Annotated in this window: 17 protein-coding genes and 2 pseudogenes; 2 read left to right on the plus strand and 17 right to left on the minus strand. The window is 35.8% G+C overall.

Annotated elements, in window-relative coordinates; translation table 11 throughout:
* The first annotated feature begins 111 nt into the window (after positions 1-111).
* Complete coding sequence (locus tag AAGU76_RS10220; protein ID WP_342485381.1) at positions 112-1,476, plus strand: MATE family efflux transporter; 1,365 nt, start codon at positions 112-114, stop codon at positions 1,474-1,476.
* A 732-nt stretch (positions 1,477-2,208) separates the two neighbouring features.
* Here the strand turns inward: AAGU76_RS10220 and AAGU76_RS10225 are convergent.
* The 14 genes and pseudogenes from AAGU76_RS10225 to AAGU76_RS10290 form a co-directional block, all read right to left on the minus strand.
* Entirely contained in the window at positions 2,209-2,652 is a 444-nt protein-coding gene (locus tag AAGU76_RS10225) for a hypothetical protein (protein WP_342485382.1), read from the minus strand.
* A 94-nt stretch (positions 2,653-2,746) separates the two neighbouring features.
* The gene (locus AAGU76_RS10230) at positions 2,747-3,718 is read right to left on the minus strand and encodes a serine hydrolase (protein WP_342485383.1); all 972 of its coding nucleotides are present in this window, start codon (positions 3,716-3,718) and stop codon (positions 2,747-2,749) included.
* A gap of 17 nt (positions 3,719-3,735) precedes the next feature.
* Positions 3,736-4,656, minus strand: a complete 921-nt coding sequence (locus tag AAGU76_RS10235) for a GyrI-like domain-containing protein (RefSeq protein WP_342485384.1) — start codon at positions 4,654-4,656, stop codon at positions 3,736-3,738.
* Positions 4,650-4,790 carry a hypothetical protein gene (locus AAGU76_RS10240; protein WP_342485385.1) on the minus strand — a complete coding sequence of 47 codons (141 nt, stop codon included), beginning with the start codon at positions 4,788-4,790 and terminating at the stop codon, positions 4,650-4,652. Before AAGU76_RS10240 ends, AAGU76_RS10235 begins: the two co-directional genes overlap by 7 nt.
* A 579-nt stretch (positions 4,791-5,369) precedes the next feature.
* Complete coding sequence (locus AAGU76_RS10245; RefSeq protein WP_342485386.1) at positions 5,370-6,080, minus strand: hypothetical protein; 711 nt, start codon at positions 6,078-6,080, stop codon at positions 5,370-5,372.
* Positions 6,081-6,089: 9 nt separating this feature from the next.
* Positions 6,090-6,794: a DUF5058 family protein gene (locus AAGU76_RS10250; protein ID WP_342485387.1), complete on the minus strand. Its 705-nt coding sequence runs from the start codon at positions 6,792-6,794 to the stop codon at positions 6,090-6,092.
* 265 nt (positions 6,795-7,059) lie between these two features.
* The gene (locus AAGU76_RS10255) at positions 7,060-8,466 is read right to left on the minus strand and encodes an amidohydrolase (RefSeq protein WP_342485388.1); all 1,407 of its coding nucleotides are present in this window, start codon (positions 8,464-8,466) and stop codon (positions 7,060-7,062) included.
* A gap of 451 nt (positions 8,467-8,917) precedes the next feature.
* The gene (locus AAGU76_RS10260; protein WP_342485389.1) at positions 8,918-9,796 is read right to left on the minus strand and encodes a LysR family transcriptional regulator; all 879 of its coding nucleotides are present in this window, start codon (positions 9,794-9,796) and stop codon (positions 8,918-8,920) included.
* A 547-nt stretch (positions 9,797-10,343) separates the two neighbouring features.
* Positions 10,344-10,646, minus strand: a complete 303-nt coding sequence (locus tag AAGU76_RS10265; protein WP_342485390.1) for a type II toxin-antitoxin system RelE/ParE family toxin — start codon at positions 10,644-10,646, stop codon at positions 10,344-10,346.
* Positions 10,639-10,918, minus strand: a pseudogene (locus AAGU76_RS10270) (prevent-host-death protein). The gene AAGU76_RS10265 and the pseudogene AAGU76_RS10270 overlap by 8 nt, the downstream one beginning before the upstream one ends.
* A gap of 93 nt (positions 10,919-11,011) precedes the next feature.
* The gene (gene arr / locus AAGU76_RS10275) at positions 11,012-11,761 is read right to left on the minus strand and encodes an NAD(+)--rifampin ADP-ribosyltransferase (protein ID WP_342485391.1); all 750 of its coding nucleotides are present in this window, start codon (positions 11,759-11,761) and stop codon (positions 11,012-11,014) included.
* Positions 11,762-12,294: 533 nt separating this feature from the next.
* Complete coding sequence (locus tag AAGU76_RS10280) at positions 12,295-13,182, minus strand: Fic family protein (RefSeq protein ID WP_342485392.1); 888 nt, start codon at positions 13,180-13,182, stop codon at positions 12,295-12,297.
* Positions 13,183-13,410: 228 nt separating this feature from the next.
* Positions 13,411-13,647, minus strand: coding sequence for a hypothetical protein (locus AAGU76_RS10285; RefSeq protein ID WP_342485393.1), 237 nt, complete (start codon positions 13,645-13,647; stop codon positions 13,411-13,413).
* Positions 13,648-13,732: 85 nt separating this feature from the next.
* On the minus strand, positions 13,733-14,266 hold the full coding sequence (locus tag AAGU76_RS10290) for an IS110 family transposase (RefSeq protein WP_342484606.1): 534 nt from the start codon (positions 14,264-14,266) through the stop codon (positions 13,733-13,735).
* A 413-nt stretch (positions 14,267-14,679) separates the two neighbouring features.
* On the opposite strand from AAGU76_RS10290, the pseudogene AAGU76_RS10295 reads away from it, so the two are divergent.
* Positions 14,680-15,872, plus strand: a pseudogene (locus tag AAGU76_RS10295) (IS256 family transposase).
* A 144-nt stretch (positions 15,873-16,016) separates the two neighbouring features.
* On the opposite strand, the gene AAGU76_RS10300 reads toward AAGU76_RS10295, so the two are convergent.
* From AAGU76_RS10300 to AAGU76_RS10310, 3 genes are all read right to left on the minus strand, one after another.
* Positions 16,017-16,241, minus strand: coding sequence for a hypothetical protein (locus AAGU76_RS10300; RefSeq protein ID WP_342485394.1), 225 nt, complete (start codon positions 16,239-16,241; stop codon positions 16,017-16,019).
* Positions 16,242-16,541: 300 nt separating this feature from the next.
* Entirely contained in the window at positions 16,542-17,387 is an 846-nt protein-coding gene (locus AAGU76_RS10305; RefSeq protein ID WP_342485395.1) for an SAM-dependent methyltransferase, read from the minus strand.
* A 22-nt stretch (positions 17,388-17,409) separates the two neighbouring features.
* On the minus strand, positions 17,410-18,045 hold the full coding sequence (locus AAGU76_RS10310) for a TetR/AcrR family transcriptional regulator (protein ID WP_342485396.1): 636 nt from the start codon (positions 18,043-18,045) through the stop codon (positions 17,410-17,412).
* Positions 18,046-18,292 lie beyond the last annotated feature (247 nt).

An 18,292-nucleotide genomic window follows, 5' to 3' on the forward strand; every position in this document is an offset into this window, starting at 1 on the left:
ATGAATACTATAAAACAAATAAGACTGACCTGCAAAGGGATGTCTTTTTTATGACTTGTAAGTAAAGCTCGCGTTTTGTGTATTATACTATTGTTAATTTTGGAGGTCTCTATGCGGACTAGTTTTAAAAACAAAGATTTTTTTAAGGTAATGTTATCCATAGCTTTACCGATTACATTGCAAAATTTAGTGGCCTCATCTGTAAATATGCTCGATACTCTTATGATAACGACCCTGGGAGAGGAAAGCATTGCAGCTGTCGGACTTGCAAATCAGGTTTTTTTCTTTTATGCAGTTACTGTATTCGGTGTTGCCACTGGTTCATCAATATTTATATCACAGTTTTGGGGAAAGAAGGACACAAAAAATATAGGCAGGGTTTTGGGAATATCTCTGGCCATAGTATGTGTTTTGGGAACTGTATTTACTTTAGCAGCATTGATGGTGCCGGATTTCATAATGAGAATCTTCAGTAATGACAAAGAAGTAATCAGATTGGGAGCGGATTATTTAAGGGTAGTTTCTCTAAGCTATATTATTACGGGTATAAGCTTTTCATATGCTGTAGCTTCAAGAAGCATAGGCCAGGCTAAAATGCCAATGGTAGTAAGCATGATTTCTTTTGTAACGAATGCATTGTTTAATTATCTGCTGATTTTCGGAAAGTTTGGTTTTCCGCAGCTGGGTATCAAGGGAGCGGCATACGGTACATTAATAGCCCGGGCTGTGGAGATAGCCCTCATACTGTACTCAATATATTCAAACAAAGAAAATCCTCTTGCACAAAAAATCAAAAACATGACAGACTGGACAGGAGATTTTTTAAAGAAATATTTCAAAACAGCTTATCCTGTTATTTTGAATGAAGCTTTCTGGTCCCTGGGTACTGTACTTTATTCCATAGCTTATGCAAAAATAGGTACTGAAGCCGCTGCTGCTGTCCAGATATTAAATACCGTTCAGAACATTTTTATGGTAATGACCAGAGGACTGGCTAACGCATGTACTGTGATGGTGGGCAATAAGATCGGAGCAGATGAGGAAGAAGAAGCTGTGGAATATGCCAACAGCTTCATGATATTATCAGCTGTGCTTGGACTTGTATTGGGTATCATGCTGTTTATTACAGCAGACGGAATACTCATGTTTTTCAGGAATCTCACGCCGGGACTATATACTGCTTCAAAGAAACTCTTGATAGTGTTGGCAGTATTTTTCTCCATAAAATCATTTAACGGCACAATGATAGTCGGAGTGCTGAGAGGCGGCGGTGATACAACGTTCTCAATGATACTTGAAATGAGTTCTGTCTGGCTCGTAGGTGTTCCGTTGGCTTTTTTGGGCGCATTGGTGTTTAAGCTCCCGGTATACTATGTTTTTTTGATGGTTCATATGGAGGAAATTGTAAAAGCTTCAATAGGTATGCTCAGGATAATGTCAAAAAAATGGGTGACAAATGTAATTCATGATATGTAAAAAGGTTGCCTGCTCCATTTAGAGCAAACAACCTTTATTGGCATATTCAGCTGATTATATTATTCTAAAATCCTTAATGTGCCTTATATTGCCTTTATTTTTTTGTGTATTTGCAGGCTGTATGGTATTTCAAGTGCGTTGAAATATCTACTACAAAACGAATAAGCTCAGACGCTGAATTGCGACGAAACGGAAAAGCCCTGCCATGATATATATAATAGATGAGCATTACCAATAAACTTCGTAACCACCTTTGTCGAATTCTTCTTCTGTAGGGAAATAACCCGTACATCCATTTGTATACCCCTCGAAGTAAAAACAATCGTCGCTAAGGTATTCTGAAATACGCAGGGCAAATTCACACATCACCTCATGTGCAACTCCGCAAAGGCATCCGTTCCCTAATACAAAATAAAACCAATGTGGTCCAATGCTACAAGACAGCAGCTTTCTTCTTTCATTTTCCACACAGATATTTGTGCTGAAAGATTGTGTAAAATTCCTCTGGAACGTTCATCTTCCCTTCCAAAACCAACCATTTCCACAGAGTTAGTTGGTGTAATATCAACTTCTGAAATTGGTTAACTCCATATATCTCATGAAGCAAAATTATTGCATTCTTACGCTTTTCTGATTTACTACCCAACGCCTTAACCTCAATAATATGATTTGTCTAACCGTCCCTAAAAAGAAAGGGCAATTATCTGCCCTCAGACTATTGACACACCACGGTTATGTCATCCCGAAGTTTTCCGCTAGAGTTTTTATACGTTCCAGAGCTCTGGGAAATCTGACATTAAATGTTTCTTCCTGTTCTGGTGGAACATCGGTTTTAACAATTAATGTAGTTACTCCGTTTTTTTCTGTAAGTGAATAACTCTCTGCCCCCCCAGTCCACTCTTTTTCGCGTCCCTGCTGTCCACTTTCTTTTGTGTCTGCGCTATGCCTGAATAATACAAACTTATTCGGATTAAGTTTCTCTATCAGACTTGTCACACCGTAACCATTTACAGATGATATAAACTGGATTTCATTTCCTTCTTTCATCACTCCCTTCATATAGGTTCCTTCATCAATAATATTTGCCCAATCACGGAATGTTATATCTTCCCAAAGGGTTGCCCGTACTCTTTCCTTAGAGGCATTTATATCTATTGAAAATTGAATTTCTTTCATACTTTCCTCCTTAATGCTTACGCCATACAATGTTCCTCTTGTATTTCTGATTAATCACATGTAGTATCCATTTCCTAGAGCATACATTATGCACTTAATCACTCCAAATCGGTTCAATATACTCTTTAATTATTTTTATTCTATCCTCAACTTTTGGTTTGAAATATGAAGCAATAATAATTACTGTTTTCTGCTTTGGATTAACATAGATAACATTTCCTCCATCTCCTAGAGCAGCAAAAGAATGATCCTCTTCGTCAATGATCCACCACAGCAAACCATACTTTAATTCGCCCCATCGGCTTTTTTCTTCCGTACTTTCTCGAATCCATTCTTTAGATACAATTTGTTGTCCGTTCCACTGCCCATCATTCAGGTAAAGTTGTCCCAGCTTGATCATATCGTTGGGGGTGAGCATAAGTCCCCATCCTCCTGTATGTACTCCGGTTGGGCCTGCAACCCATCCTCTTGCAGTACGGCTTTTATAGAATTCCATCTGCTCTTCCTTGCTATGAAAAACAACGTCTCCCTGAACTTCAATCTCAAGTGGTCTAAATAAGTATTTATTTGCGAAATTCAATACAGATGTTCCTGTTGTTTCTACCAGGACTCCTGAAAAGATGTCCGGCCCTATGAGAGGAGCATATCGAAATTCTCCTATCGTTCCCTTACCGCCAAGCAAATCCAGAGATGATTTCACCCAATCCTCACTGGTAAAGTATTTTGTGTATGGTGCAGACTTAAACTTAAATGGTGCTGTCATTGTCATCATATCCCGCAGTTTTATCTGCTGGATTGTTTTTTCACGTTTTTTGATTGTGTAGTCAGGAAAAAAATTCAGGATTGGCTGATCAATACTTTTAATATATCCTTTGTCTATTGCTATCCCCAGCAAAATAGAAAGAATACTCTTCGTAACCGAAAACACATGAAATGGACTGTTTTCAGTACAATCATTCTGGTAATACTCATATACGCGAACCCCATTTTTCTGCACTACAACAGCTCCTGTGTTACTGCATTTTTCTCTAAACACCTTTTCAATTTCTTTTACCTTGTCCATCATAATTTCCTCCATTTTATTCAAATGGGTTCAATCGGCATATAGATTTCTACTTTAATCAAGTGTTCCTTCTCCTCCTTTGGATCATTCAGATATACCTCAAAGGGGGCGGCATTTCTCGGAACATATCCGCTTGTCAAAAGCCACTTCTGATACATATAATACCATGCATCTTCAAATTGCTCCTGTACGATTTCAAAATATCCCACCGCATAAAGTCCACCAACTATAGTCATCACGCCAAGCTTGCCATCTTCCTTCGCAGAACAGGTCTCTGGAAAAGTCATACACAGACTGGTTCGAAACTGTTCCTCTTTCCCAAATTCAGGATTATCATGATACAAAGTAAGAAACTGATTTTTCCCCGGATGCAAAAGCTCCTGTTTTGATGCTGCCTGAAAAAGATCCTGCACTAACCTTCCATATTCCTTAGCCAGTGAACCATATGTACCTGTATGCCGTACATATATCACCTGACATTCTTTTACGCTCTCAATACGAATCTCTCCGGTTGAAGGAAACGGATTTGTTACCCATTTTTTCTTCTTGTCAGACTTATTATACGTGGAAATATAAATAGAATCTTTGCAATTCGTGCTATATTTTTTTCTATATGCTATGGGACTTAATCCATAATAATTTTTAAATGCCCTTGAAAAAACCGCCGAATCCGTAAACCCTAGTTCATATGCAATATCCGTAATATTCTTATTTCTAAGATGCGCTAACATGAACGTAGCCTGTTCCATACGAATTCTGTTTACATAATGCGACAATGGTTCCTGCATCACACTTTTAAAAATGCGATTAAAATGGTATTTTGAAAAGCCTGCTACTTCTGCCAATTCTTCCGTAGACAGATTTTTCCCATAATTCTCTTCGATATAATCCTGAACCTTATGTATCCTGGTTACATACTCAGTCTGATGATTATCTAACATAATAATGCCTCTATCATATAGGTTCCTTCATCAATAATATCTGCCCAGTCACGGAATGTTCTATCCTCCCAAAGCGTTGTACATACTCTTTCCTTAGAGGCATTTATTTCTATTGAAAATTGAATTTCTTTCATATCTTCCTCCTTAACCAGGGAGCCTGTCTCTATAGTATATTATACCCTTGGCGGAAAAAATAATATATGATTTTCTATTACTTTTTTCCATTTTTTTACTGTATCAATACCGATTTTTTCAATTGCTTCTAATTGTCTAGTATTTTACAACTTTTTTTAAAATGTAAAGAACAAAACCCTCAAAAAAACTATATTTTGAAAGTCTTGTTCTTTACAATCTATTCTTTAATAAAATTACTTTTATTGACATATTAGATTAGATATATCATCTACGTACGGGCATATTCAATTCAGTATGAACTTCTGTTTCCCATTAAGCTGTATTGCTAACAGTAGAAATAACAGTAGTATCAATGAAAATATAAACATGCATTTTATTTCAAGGAGACAGTTTTGCCTAGAATAAATTGAACCGGTTCTGATATACTCCACCTCCCTTATGAACGCACAAGGAGGATAGGGGCACGCCTCAGCATGCCCCTATCCTCCTTGTGGTGAAGCTCGTTTAGTATAACATAAATACTTATTTGACTGAATAGCAAAATCAAATTGTTCTATACATATGGTACACATTAATTATTACAATTGTGTATATTCTTTAGTATCTTGAACATTTTTTAATGGCGTAAGAAATCCCATATTATAAGTAATTCTAGTAAGAATAAGTGATGCAATAATGGTCATTGGAATTGTAAAATTCGAAAGATTTGTACCAAATGGTTGAGAAACAATAAAAGTAATAATTACGGCAGCTACAATAGATATAATTGACAATCTCCAATTTTTAACAACAGAAGATATGATTAACGCACCAAATAGTGCAGGAACAATCTGTTCAAATGCAGGTTTTAATGCTGGATTTTGAAATAGATGGCCAAATGGTGCAAGTAATATTACTCCCGCTAAAACAACGATTTGTGTTGTAATATTTGATATTCCTATTGATAGTGTAGAGATTATTTCACCTTCTTCTGTAGCTGGATCAATTCCTATTGCTTCCATAGCTGCTACAGATGAAGGGACCTTTATATTAGCAGTATTACCAGTAATCGACATCATATACATACCAGCTGATCCAATTATAGGGGCAAAGCTTAAAAATTCTGCCAGTGAAACTAGAATCATAATACTAAGTACTGTTGATGTGCCTGCAAAAAAAGCAGCTTTTTCAGGTAATATCCCGAATTTTAGAAAAAGTGTTAAAGGTAATAAAACTGTCCCCAACATAAATATAGTGACAGAGATTCTACCGAAAATGTGAACTTTCTTATCATAAGTTTGTCGATCCATCTTATCCTCCTATAAACTCATTACTGCGATTACAGCCATAGCTGAAATCATACTTATTGATAATGCATATTCCTTTAACCAACTTGTTTTTAACTTCTTAGCAAGTATTATTAGACCTAACATAACAATAGCACTAACACATACTGCGATAAAACCATTTCCACCCTTCATTACAGGTGGAACAGCAAAGTTAGCAATTATTGCACTCATAATTGCACTCACAAAAATCCCAGTCCAAGCATTATCTTTTGTTGATGCTTTTTTGATTGAACTTTTATAGTTCTTAGTTGCAACAATTGCAATGATCATCATTGGAAATACGCCAAGTGTCATAATCCATGTTGAATTAGCAAATGCTTGAAGATTATAACCATCAAGACCTAATCCAGCTGCACCTGCTGTTTGAGCTCCGATAGATGCCGCTGTAACTTCGTACATAAGTGAACCAGCCATAGCAAGTCTAGCCCATGAAAATGGCAAACCTAAAACTGGTGACAAAGTAATTAAGCCTAGAATAATTGCTACAGATGGTACGGAACTTGTTACACAAGCGACTTTCATTGCTTTTTTTATTTTTACCCTATCAATATTTAGTGCATCAGCTCTTTTAAGAGTAAGTTTAATCATATAGATTGATTGAAATGACAAAAAACTTAATATACCTATAACTATTATAAACATTATAGGACTATTAGCCATTGATAAATGATCCATTGAATCCTCCTTGAATTTAGAAATTAAAAAATTGTAGAACTTTACAACTGGTCTAAAACACTCATTTTAAATATAGAAATAGCAGATTTCTCCCCTTTCCCGATACAATAAGGTATCAACCTATGAATAGCTTTTACATATAGCCCTATCAATCCATTTAATAGATTGTACATGGAAAATTACACAAAGGTACAAATTAGGAAGTAAACCATTCTATTTCTGTTCCCAAATAAATTTCTTTATTCAATATTCATTCTGAAATTGTTTAGGATAGTTTCACTTTCTTTGGCACTGCATCAGCTCCAATGTTCACTTTATAATGTAGAGTTTTTGATGTTTCTTGGAACTCATCTTTAACCTTCTTCATTAAATCACTATCGGTCATTAATTCATAACACCCACCAGCTAGTGTTTTCGAAGCAAACAGCATTCCATGGAAACCAATGCCAGAACCTGTGCATGCCGTAGCTTGCCATGTGTGGGTAAACACGCCTACAGGCCATGTAGCACAGAAAGTACTTCCAAATGGGAATACCCAGCTTGGATCGCAATCTCCCGAGAAAGGAAGTATCTCATCGCTAGGTTTAGAAACCACCTTGTCCATTAAGTCCTTGTCATAATACTCAGGTGGAATCTGGAACACTCGCGCACCCATAGTTTTCTGCTCAGGTGAAAATTGGTCAGTAATTTTTTTAGCAAAAACGTAATCCTCCTCAGTAAAGGCTGGTCCTCCTAGCTCTTTCATATTTTTTTCCAACAAGTCGGCAAGCGTTTGATTACAAATCACTTCATTTCCTCCGCCAAGTATCTCAACATTTTCCAGCGTAGTCCCAGTCATCATCGCCGCGCCTTTAGCCACATCCACAAGTCGCGGAAACACCTCATCAAGCATTACTCGTTTAGGAGCTCGCATCATATACCACGACTGGCATCTGTCAGCTACGGTGTTAGGAGCAATTCCATTGCCTAAGATTGAGTAATGAAACATGACATCGCGTGGAATATGCTCTCGAAGATAATTTGCCCCTACATTCATTAACTCAACCGCGTCCAACGCGCTACGTCCAATATGCGCCTGTGGAGCATGAGCAGTGAGACCTTTGAAGCTAAATACTGCGGAAGTGACCGCCAGACACGGAGCTCTCCAAGGGATGTTGTTTGAAGACGGGTGCCAGTACAGCAGTACGTCACAATTATTGAAATAACCGTCACGAAGCATAAACAACTTTCCTAAAAGTTCCTCCTCTGCTGGGCACCCATAATAACGAATTGTACCCTGGAGTTCTCCACGTTCTATTGCTTCTTTAATAGCTAGGACTGCACCGATGGCTCCCACACCAATCAGATTGTGACCACAGCCATGTCCGTGACCACCTTCCACTCGTATCTTTCTCTCTGGCACAGAATCCTGAGATAGAGTCTCGAGAGCGTCATATTCTCCCAAAATGCCGATAACCGGAGTACCTTGCCCGTATTCAGCCATAATCCCTGTAGGCAAGTCTTTCAGTCCAAGTGTTACATTAAACCCTTCCTCTTCCAATGCCGTAGCTTGAACTTTTGAAGCATATACTTCTTCCAATGAAACTTCTGGATTTTCCCAAATATCCCGTGCCATTTTTTCTAACATCTGGCTGTGTTCGTCAATGCTGTCCCAAATTTTTTGCTTTGTCATAATAATTCTCCTCGAAAATTAATTTAGATTGATTAAAATAACTATAACTCTTAAATAATAGTTAAATCACCTCCACAGTAACTTATTTAAAATTAAATATTCCAACTCTCATATTACTAAAAGTCTTTTTAGTCATAAAAGCACAATGATTATTCATACCGGAATAATGGCTCTTTTACAACGTTTAGCCGATTCCTCTACACTTTAATATCAGCAGCTAGTTTTGCTTTATAGTTCAAGACTTCTATATTTCATATTATATTATCAAACGTTTACATAAACCAATACATGTCTTGATATAATTCTATAGCCTGTAGGTTATCATTGTGTGCTTTTTTGACTCTAATAACATACTATATATCATTCTTTTGTCCAATAGCCAACAAAATAAAGCCCTCAAAATATACATTGAGAGCTTTGATAAAAATTGAATAAATAAACTATTAAAACACTAAGCTTCTTTATAGTAATCAATTAGGTAATCTTTAAACTGCATTGAAGCCTCAGTGAAATAACGATCCTTAATAAAAGACAAATAAATTTTCCGATTACATAAAGGTTCTTTTACATGAATTGGTACTGACATGCTTAATTGAGTATTATTCCAAGGAAGTATCGGGAGCAGTGCCACTCCTCTATTGGAATTTACCATCTCCATCAAATTCATTGCGACATCTGTCTCAAAAATTATATTTGGATTAAACCCGGCTTGGTGACAGAGGTTTTCTGTCAGTTCTCTTATTCCGAATCCCACCTTTAAACTGATAAAGGGTTCACTTGATGCTTCTATCAGGTTTATTTCCTTATATTTTGCAAATCTATGCCCACTTGGAACAACTAAAAATATTTCTTCTGTTGTCAATGGTATGCATTCTATCAAATCTCCCTCAACAGGAGGTGAAGATATACAAAATTCAATTTCCCCGTTCAATAGTTGTTCCTTCATTTTTTTTAATGACCCTGTTGTTTGACCAAGAATAACATTGGGATAATCTTTCAGATATCTTTCTATTAAATTGGAGAATGGAGCTAAATTATTCGCAGCAATTGAAATTGTTGAGCTTTCATTTTTCAACATATCAGACAACTCGCGTTTCCCGTCTTCAAGTTCAAGGAAAATCCTATCTACTCTACGGAGAAATGCCTTTCCGAACTTGTTAAGTTTGATTTGTTTACCAATACGATCAAATAAAGGGACTTCTAATTCTTCTTCCAACTTTAAAATAACTTTACTTAAAGATGGTTGTGAAATATAAAGCTCCTCTGCTGCACGAGTCATATGTTCTTTCCTAGCAACTGTATAAAAATATTTTAATTGAAGTAAATTCATTTTGCATACTCCTTATACCTTTTTATTTTTATTCATCTAGTTATTTGAGTCTTTTTCATAAAACAAACAAAACACTTCCCATACGTTTTATCTCGCTTTTGTTTTCTTTAGAGTATTTTAACAAAAAATTACTTCAATGACAATGTCTCTTTAACTCAATCTCTTATACCTAACACTTCTCTTCAAAATAGTTCCCCTGTGATACGATACACTCACACAACAATTTCATTATATGCAACGATCTTTACCTAGAGCTTTAGCCTTATATAGATTTTTGTCTGCATCAATTCCATAATAAAATTACTTTTATTGACATATTAGATTAGATATATCATCTTCTTTTAGTCTAATTTTCCTAAGTTCATCTCAACATCCTCTGAGGTGACAATGTAAATGCATTTGAGCCTGCTTGTTTTTTAAAGGAGTCGAACTCGACCTTGAAGCGACAACAATGATGTCGTCAGTGCCTAATATTTCCCAAGTGGAAAACATATACTTTATAAAAAGATACTAATTTCCGAACTCTGTGAAGCAATTATAATTATAATCAGAATTTACTCTGAGTATATTTAATTGTAATAATTATTGCATATATATTTATTTCATCAACTCTGTATATAATTGTAAAATTCTTTATAAACAATTGGCGGTAGCCCTTATTACCATAAACACCAACTTTTCTAACAGCACCTCTGTTTAGAAATTCATCTAAACTCAAAATTGAATCTTCAATTTCTTTTATAATATCAAGAGCTGTATTATTTTCCATTAAACGTTCAGATATATATCTATATGTTTGTTCTAAATCACGATACGCTTTAGGAAGCATTTTAACTGTAAAATTACTCAAAATGCTTCCTCCTTAGAATCAAGAACCTCATTAGCATCTAAAAGATCACCTACACGTTTATACTCAGATTCAGCCTCAGCAATTGCAGCATCTATTTCAATTACTTCAAGCACCTGTTCATAAGTTTCTATACTCATTATAACCAAATCACCATAACCATTTTTCGTTATAAATATAGGTTCATTCTTTTCATGACAAATCTCAGAAATTTCATTTGTATTTCGTAAATCGGTAAAAATGGCAGTGGGATGACAGAGGGACGGGGTTGACATCATTACGCATGACGTCAAACTGATGTCAACACCCCCGTCCCCTTGTCACCCCTTTATAAAAATTTCCTCAAACTTTAAATATCTGGAATATGTTCAGTTAATAATTTCGCCCTTATTTTCGGCTAATTTTTCGTGCCATTCATGTCGTTCCTTAGTTGTCAGTTTCGCCCACTCTGTTTCTTCACTAATAATTCTTAAAGGTTCTTGTGAGCGATAAGAACGTGTTAAGTTACCAGGAAATTTTTTGTCAGTAACATTTGGGTCGTTTTCAAATTCATCTGTTGGCTCTATTATATAAACGCGTTCTCTTCCTTCTCCTTTTGCTAACGCCGCTGCAAGTCCTGCACCATTTGCGTTAGCAGTGAAATAAATGTGGTTCATTTTAAGCTCAGTCTTGTAATTTGAATTACCACCCGCTGTCAGTAAATCACCAACCTGCAAATCTGCCTTTGTCCCATGATAAAATGGTCCTTTATCAGAAAGTGCACCCTTATATGAATTTGACAATTCATAATTTCTTTTTGCATTATAAGAATCACCCAGCTCCTCATAACATTTGGCAATGTTTAAATATAACGTCTGGTATGCACTCTCGACATTATCATCATTTACATTTAGTGCACACTGTAAAGATGTTTCCATCCATTTTAATTTGTCTGTAATACTCTTTTGTTGACGAGCCAAATGATAAGCTGCAATAAATCTTTCATAGTCGTCTGTTGCTTCGTGCCATGCTTTATTAAACATCGTGGCTGCATCTTCAATATTTCCGCTGTCTTCTAAATTCATCCCCATCATACAAAGTTTAATAACAACATTATTCAGATCAAATTTTATATTCATCTAATCTTACCTCATAACTCCGTTTCGACCATGCACGATGTCGATTCCTTAAGCAAATCCAAAAATTCTAATGGAGAGTTTATTATCAGAACCTTATCATGTTTGTCAATTTTCAGTTTGTTAATAGTGCTGCTATTAATAACAATCTCCTTGTTATTCCTTAATTATGAATCAGTTATGGCCTTAGGTTACTAAGTAGTCGTCTCACTCTTCAGCATAGTTTCTCCATACCTCAATGGAAATATTATAAACCATTTGGTTTACGCTTACAATATAAACCATAATGCTTACAAACAACAAATCCCGCAACTCAAGGAAAAGAGCTGCGGGGGATTTTGTATTGCTAATTATTTATCTTCATTACTTTTAAACTCTCTTTCTATTTTGGGGTATAAAAAAAGAGACTTTAGATTAAGTCATTTAAGTTGACTAAACTAAAGCCTCTTTATATATTATTCTATTTAACTGTTCTTCAACCTGTTTTATGAACATCGTCTTTTTCCTCCAAAACGTAGAAATTCCCTGGTCGAGAACTATATCATTTTCAAATACATATTCAAACGCTCATTAACATATCCTGCAAACAATTTTTCCATAGCAGAGAGATTGTGTTTTACATGATATTCATCAAAAGCGTTATAATATAAAATACGATCGGTGAACTTGATATCGATAGGTGGGAAACCAGCCTTCATCAGTTCTAAGTTAACAAGCAGACGTCCGGTTCTTCCGTTTCCATCAATGAAAGGATGAATACCTTCAAACTCAATATGGAAACGAGCCAGCTTTGTTATGATGTGTTCTGTACTTACAGCAAAATCAACCATCAACTGTTCCATCTTAGGCTGAATGAGATACGGCTGCACTGGTTCATTTTGTGCACCCATGATGCGAACAGGCACACGGCGATATACACCACGGTCATCTTTTTTATCAGCAAGAACCAAATAATGAATCTGCTTAATAATTCGTTCACTCATCTGAACATTGTCTTTTACCAGTTCACTGACAAACTCAAAGGCTTCTTTATGACTAACAGCTTCCAAATGGTCTTTTAAAGGTTTCTTATCGATAGTAAGGCCACGAAGAACCATATCCGTTTCACGCAATGTCAGTGTATTACCTTCAATAGCATTAGAATTGTATGTGTATTCTACAATAAACTCTTCAGTCAACCTAGCAACTTCACCCTCTGTCAAAGGACGTTTAGTATCCAGTTCCTTCTTTTTGCGGTCAATCATATCCAACAGACTTTCGGTAGATTTATATCTACCATCGGAAGGTTTGACTGCATCTATAGGAATTTTCCATCCTCGGCCTTCTTGATATGCACCAGGAATTTTCCCCTGAGAACAAAGAACTCTTATTCTTCTATCCGAAATTCCCCATATTTCTGCTGCTTGCTTTACACTCATAAACATAATAAACACCCCTCTATCCATAGTATTATAACTAATTATCGGAATAATATCAACGCATTCGGAATAATATTTTCAAAATTATCGGAACAATAAATCAAGTCATTGGTATAATCCATTTTATAAAATCAAAAACAATAGTTATTATATGATTTCTAGGAATACTTTTTCTAAAACGTTTAATTTTTAAATTAAGGCTATGTTAGACAGATAATCAAAAGTAAGAACTTGTTAGTTCATAGTAGTATTAATTTTGTCCATACAAAAATTAATAATTTTAAAAGTAGAAGTTAAAGACTTTGGATTGATTTCTTCAATTAAAGAGAGGATTTGTCCCTCTAAGGAATCTACTTCCTGAGCAGCTTGTTTATATAAGGCCATAAGGCTGTTTAACTGAGAAACAAAAATTTCATTGCCTTCACCAACTGAATTTCTTGCCAGTTCTTTTAACTTAAGAAATTTTTGCATAGAGAATTTGCCTCTAGAAATGCGGCGAAGGTGTCGTACGACTGAGAGTTCATATGAGCCATTTTTTCAGCCGTGCCATATGTTTCTAAAAGATAGAGGGCAGTTTTACTGAACGATTATCAAAAAGTGGCTTAAATTCAGGAAATATATGATCCAAGACATTTGTTATTTTCACAATATAAAAACTACGTTGTTTAACAAGAGAATCACGAAGACGTGTTAATGACTTTAATGAGTAAGTATGATAAAATCCTATTGGATGGGGTTTGTATTCAACCGTCATTAGCCATCGAGCAATAGAAGCACAATCAATTGCATCGGTTTTGGTACGCCTTAAAGACTGAGACTTGTTAAACTTAGCAAGAAGAACAGGGTTAAATTCCATGAAGCTGTAGTGGGCTTTTTCAAGGAATAACTTCAGGTTTAAAGCATAATGACCAGTAGATTCAAACCCTATTTTAATTTGTTCTTGATTATCAAGAGAATTGAGAACCGATAGAAGTTCTTCAAAACCATCACTATTGTTTTTGATGGTAAAAGAGTTACAAACATCGCTTGATTCAGTAATAATGAAACAGTCGTGTTTGTACTTGGAAATGTCGATGCCGACAAAGCACATTATAGATACCTCCTAAAATAATATTTTGCACTGTTGTTTTCCACAAGGATTCCGGCTGTGTTTTCACGTAAATATAAACGTCTATGCGTTAACTAACTAATTACCAGTTAAGACGAAAAGTAGTGGTCTGAGTCACCTCGAAACAGTCAAAGCTGTAGAAAAATAGAAACAAATCCACAGTGCTTATTCATTATAACGGAGTAATAAAGATTACCCCAACAAAAATGTTGGAAGAAAGGAGAATAATCCAACCACCTCATAAAGAGGATAATTGGATTATACGTAGATATTCACGGGTCTGATTCAAAGATTGTGTAAATCTCTAAACTGATGTAAAATAAAAATACTCAGTTTGGAGGTTTTTTAATATGGGAAGAAGAAACGAAACACCAGAAAAAAAGGCACTAAGAGAAATGACACGGGAATATTTAAAGCAGCATCCTCTAAAAGATGGAAACGACGTAAAAGACATGATGAGAGAAATGTTGTCAGTGGTACTGGACGGAAGCCTGGACGGTGAATTGGAAGAAGAACTTGGCTATTCCAAATATGACTATAAAAATAAGGACACCGAAAACAGTAGGAACGGATACAGTAAAAAGACGATGCATACCAGCTATGGAGATCTTGACATCAATGTTCCAAGAGACCGAAACGGTGAATTTGAACCACAGATGATTAAGAAGCATCAGAATACCATAACTCAGGACATGGAAGAAAAGATACTCTCCATGTATGCAAAAGGAATGACAACTTCTGATATAGAAAGCCATTTCCAGGACTTGTACGGAATAGACGTTTCAGACAGCACAATAAGCAGGATAACAGAAAGATACTTCCGATAGTAAAGGAATGGCAGGAAAGGCCGTTGGAAAGCCTTTACGCCGTCGTATTTATGGATGCAATACATTTTCATGTTAGAAGCGAAGGAAGAATAGTCAAAAAGGCTGTATACATAGCAATAGGAATCAATATGGATGGAATCAAGGAAGTCCTGGGTATGTACGTTGGAGAAAATGAGAGCGCCAAGTTCTGGTTATCCATAATGAACGGTCTTAAAAATCGGGATGTAGAAGATATTCTCATAGCAAGTGTTGATGGCCTGAGCGGTTTCCCACAGGCAATAGAAGCGGTCTTTCCAAAGACAGAATTGCAGCAATGCATAATTCATCAGATAAGGAACACGACTAAATTTGTATCATATAAAGACATTAAACCTCTGATGGTTGATTTAAAGAGGGTTTATGCTGCTCCAACAGAAGCGATTGCCTTGTCAGAACTTGAAATGTTTGAAGAAAAGTGGAGATTAAAATATCCAAAGATTGCAAAATCCTGGAGAGACAATTGGGCAAATTTATCAACATATTTCAAATATCCTGAAGAAGTAATAAAATTGATTTATACAACAAACACTATTGAAGGATTCAACCGGCAACTTAGAAAGGTAACCAAAAGCAAGACTGTATTTCCCAATGATGACAGCCTACTAAAAATGTTGTACCTAGCCATGATGGACATTACGAAAAAATGGACAGGCCGCCGCCAGGATTGGGGGAAAATACATTCACAGCTTGTCATATTCTTTGAAGATAGGATGCCTGAATAAATTTAAACTTTTAAGATCTTAGCATTAACTATGTCTTTATTGACATGTAAAAAATTATCTATATAATACAAAACAAGGGGAGATCCCATTTCCGGGGTCTGCCCTTGTAAAAGTCATCTTAAAAATTATGTCAGTTTTTTGAGTTTACACAAAACTTGAAACGGTCTCATATTCACTATCAATAATAACGAGAAATTCCCATAATACATCGATTGTTGTAATCCCTGAAAAGCACACTCCAATAAATCTATCTGAACCGTTACTCCATGTACCATATTGGCCAACAGTATATCCTTCAATCTCAGGTAATAAACCATTAGCATATTTAGATAAATCTGTTTTAATTTTAACTTTAGTGTGTCTATCCATCGTCTTTCTACTTTAACATTTTATTTATCAACACTAATTGTTCAAATATCATCCTTTACATCATCAGTATTTCAGACTAAACTACTTAATATATATGTAGTCAATCCCAATTATTCAAAGCCATCATAAGTTATCAGAAGCACAGTTTCCACATGCCTTGAGTAGACAAAAAAGATGCCGACTGAGCCTGGTGGGGCCTTGGCGGCAGGTTGTATTATTGAAGCATTGCCTATGCAGACATTCTTTCCATCGATCTGGCGCCTGCTTTTGCTAATCAACTAAAGCAAATGCCTGATGGTTTCATATCGATTGAGCAACAACAATATTCATAATTGATTTTACTTCCCCAAATCTGCTCCCATTAGTCATCGTCAAGTAACGCTCACTCATAGTTGACGAATCAATTATTTCAATCACAGAAAACCCTAGTACTTTTAAATATTCATCGCACTCTCGAGAACTAAGACCGAACTTAATGTTCTCCTCTTCAAGACCTGTCTCTATTAGTTTATTATGATCATCTATGTGTTGATAGTCAAAGCTAAGTTTGCTCCCAGACAACGAGTGTTCATGAAGCATTCTGAGGGTCATTTCCACCGATTTTGGGGATAAATAGAACGTTACTCCTTCCCATATATACAAGGTTTTCAATGAGTTATTGTATCCTGCATCATAAAGATTTTGAAACCAACCATCTTGTTCAAAATCAGCCTCAATATGCACCACGTTTGGATGAATATTGATCTTATTATCCTCTAGATTTTTTAGCTTCTCTTTCTGGGTTGCAGTCATATCAACCTCAAATATTTTTGAACTCCCTATTTCACTTGCATAACGATAGGCTCTGCTGTCATAACCGGCACCTAGCAAAACAATCTGAGGTATCTGCTGCCTTACCATGCTTAAAAACAAGTCATCAAAGTGCTTCGTCCGAGCAATCACATATTCATATAATCCCTCAGGTATTGCTTTCTTTATTTCTTTTCTTATATCAGATGATTTTAGTGGCATCCTTTTTTCTTCTGGCAAAAATATTTCTGCCATATAATCGTTGCCTCGAATTTTAATGTCGTCCTCATAGCAAGCTAGTGCTCTAAGAGAAGCAATCAACATAGCCGTCTGTGAAATTGTACTTTTGTTATCCATAATAATCGTTCTCCTTTAATATTTAATTCTTTAGTATTTCACAAAAGAAGTTCAAAGTTTTTACCATATAACCAACCACAGCATCCGTATCAGCAAGTCCATATTGAGCCATTATGTATTCTTGAGTGAGACTAAGAGAAACATAGTTGTATTGCTCAGCAACCAAACGCGCATTTATCGGTTTAATCATTTTTCTTTCAATCATTCTTCTAATAATGCACTCGTAATAATCTGACGGCTCATTAATCAAATATCTATAGTACATGTCTGCAGCACGGCCATTTCTGAATTTCTCATTGTTTATGATCATGGATATGTTTGAAAGAGTACCGCAAACACTTTTGCCCACAAAAAAAAGTATATTTTTAAACACTTCCTCAGGTCCCATGAGCTTTAACATTTCATCAACTTCATCTAATGACGGTCTGGTTTCCGGAACAGCTTTTATAAATTCATCGAACAGAGTCTCAAGAATATCTGCTTTATTCTTGAAATGGTTATACAGAGAGCTTTCTTTTATGTTTGCTTTCTCTGCAATTTGCCGTACCGATACGCCCTCATAGCCATTAATGGCAAACATTGAAGAAGAAACATCCAAAACCTTCCGTTTTGTCTCAATCCCCTTCTTCCGTTTTTGAACTATACTGATGTTACTCAAACGAATCACCTCTTCGTTTATTATACTATCAAACGTTAGTTTTATCAATATATATCCTATCTAACATTAGTATAAAATCATAGTGCAATTTTCCACATGTTCTAATGAGCGCAGTTAACATCATACGATATTGAACAAGATTATCGGAAATATAGGCAGAGTCTGTAGATTATTTAAGTTGACGTAAAAACTCTGCCTCATAATTATTCACTCATTCTATATTCAACATTTCGTCATCACAACAACC

The organism is Sedimentibacter sp. (assembly GCF_038562225.1).
In the GTDB taxonomy this organism is placed as follows: domain Bacteria; phylum Bacillota; class Clostridia; order Tissierellales; family Sedimentibacteraceae; genus Sedimentibacter.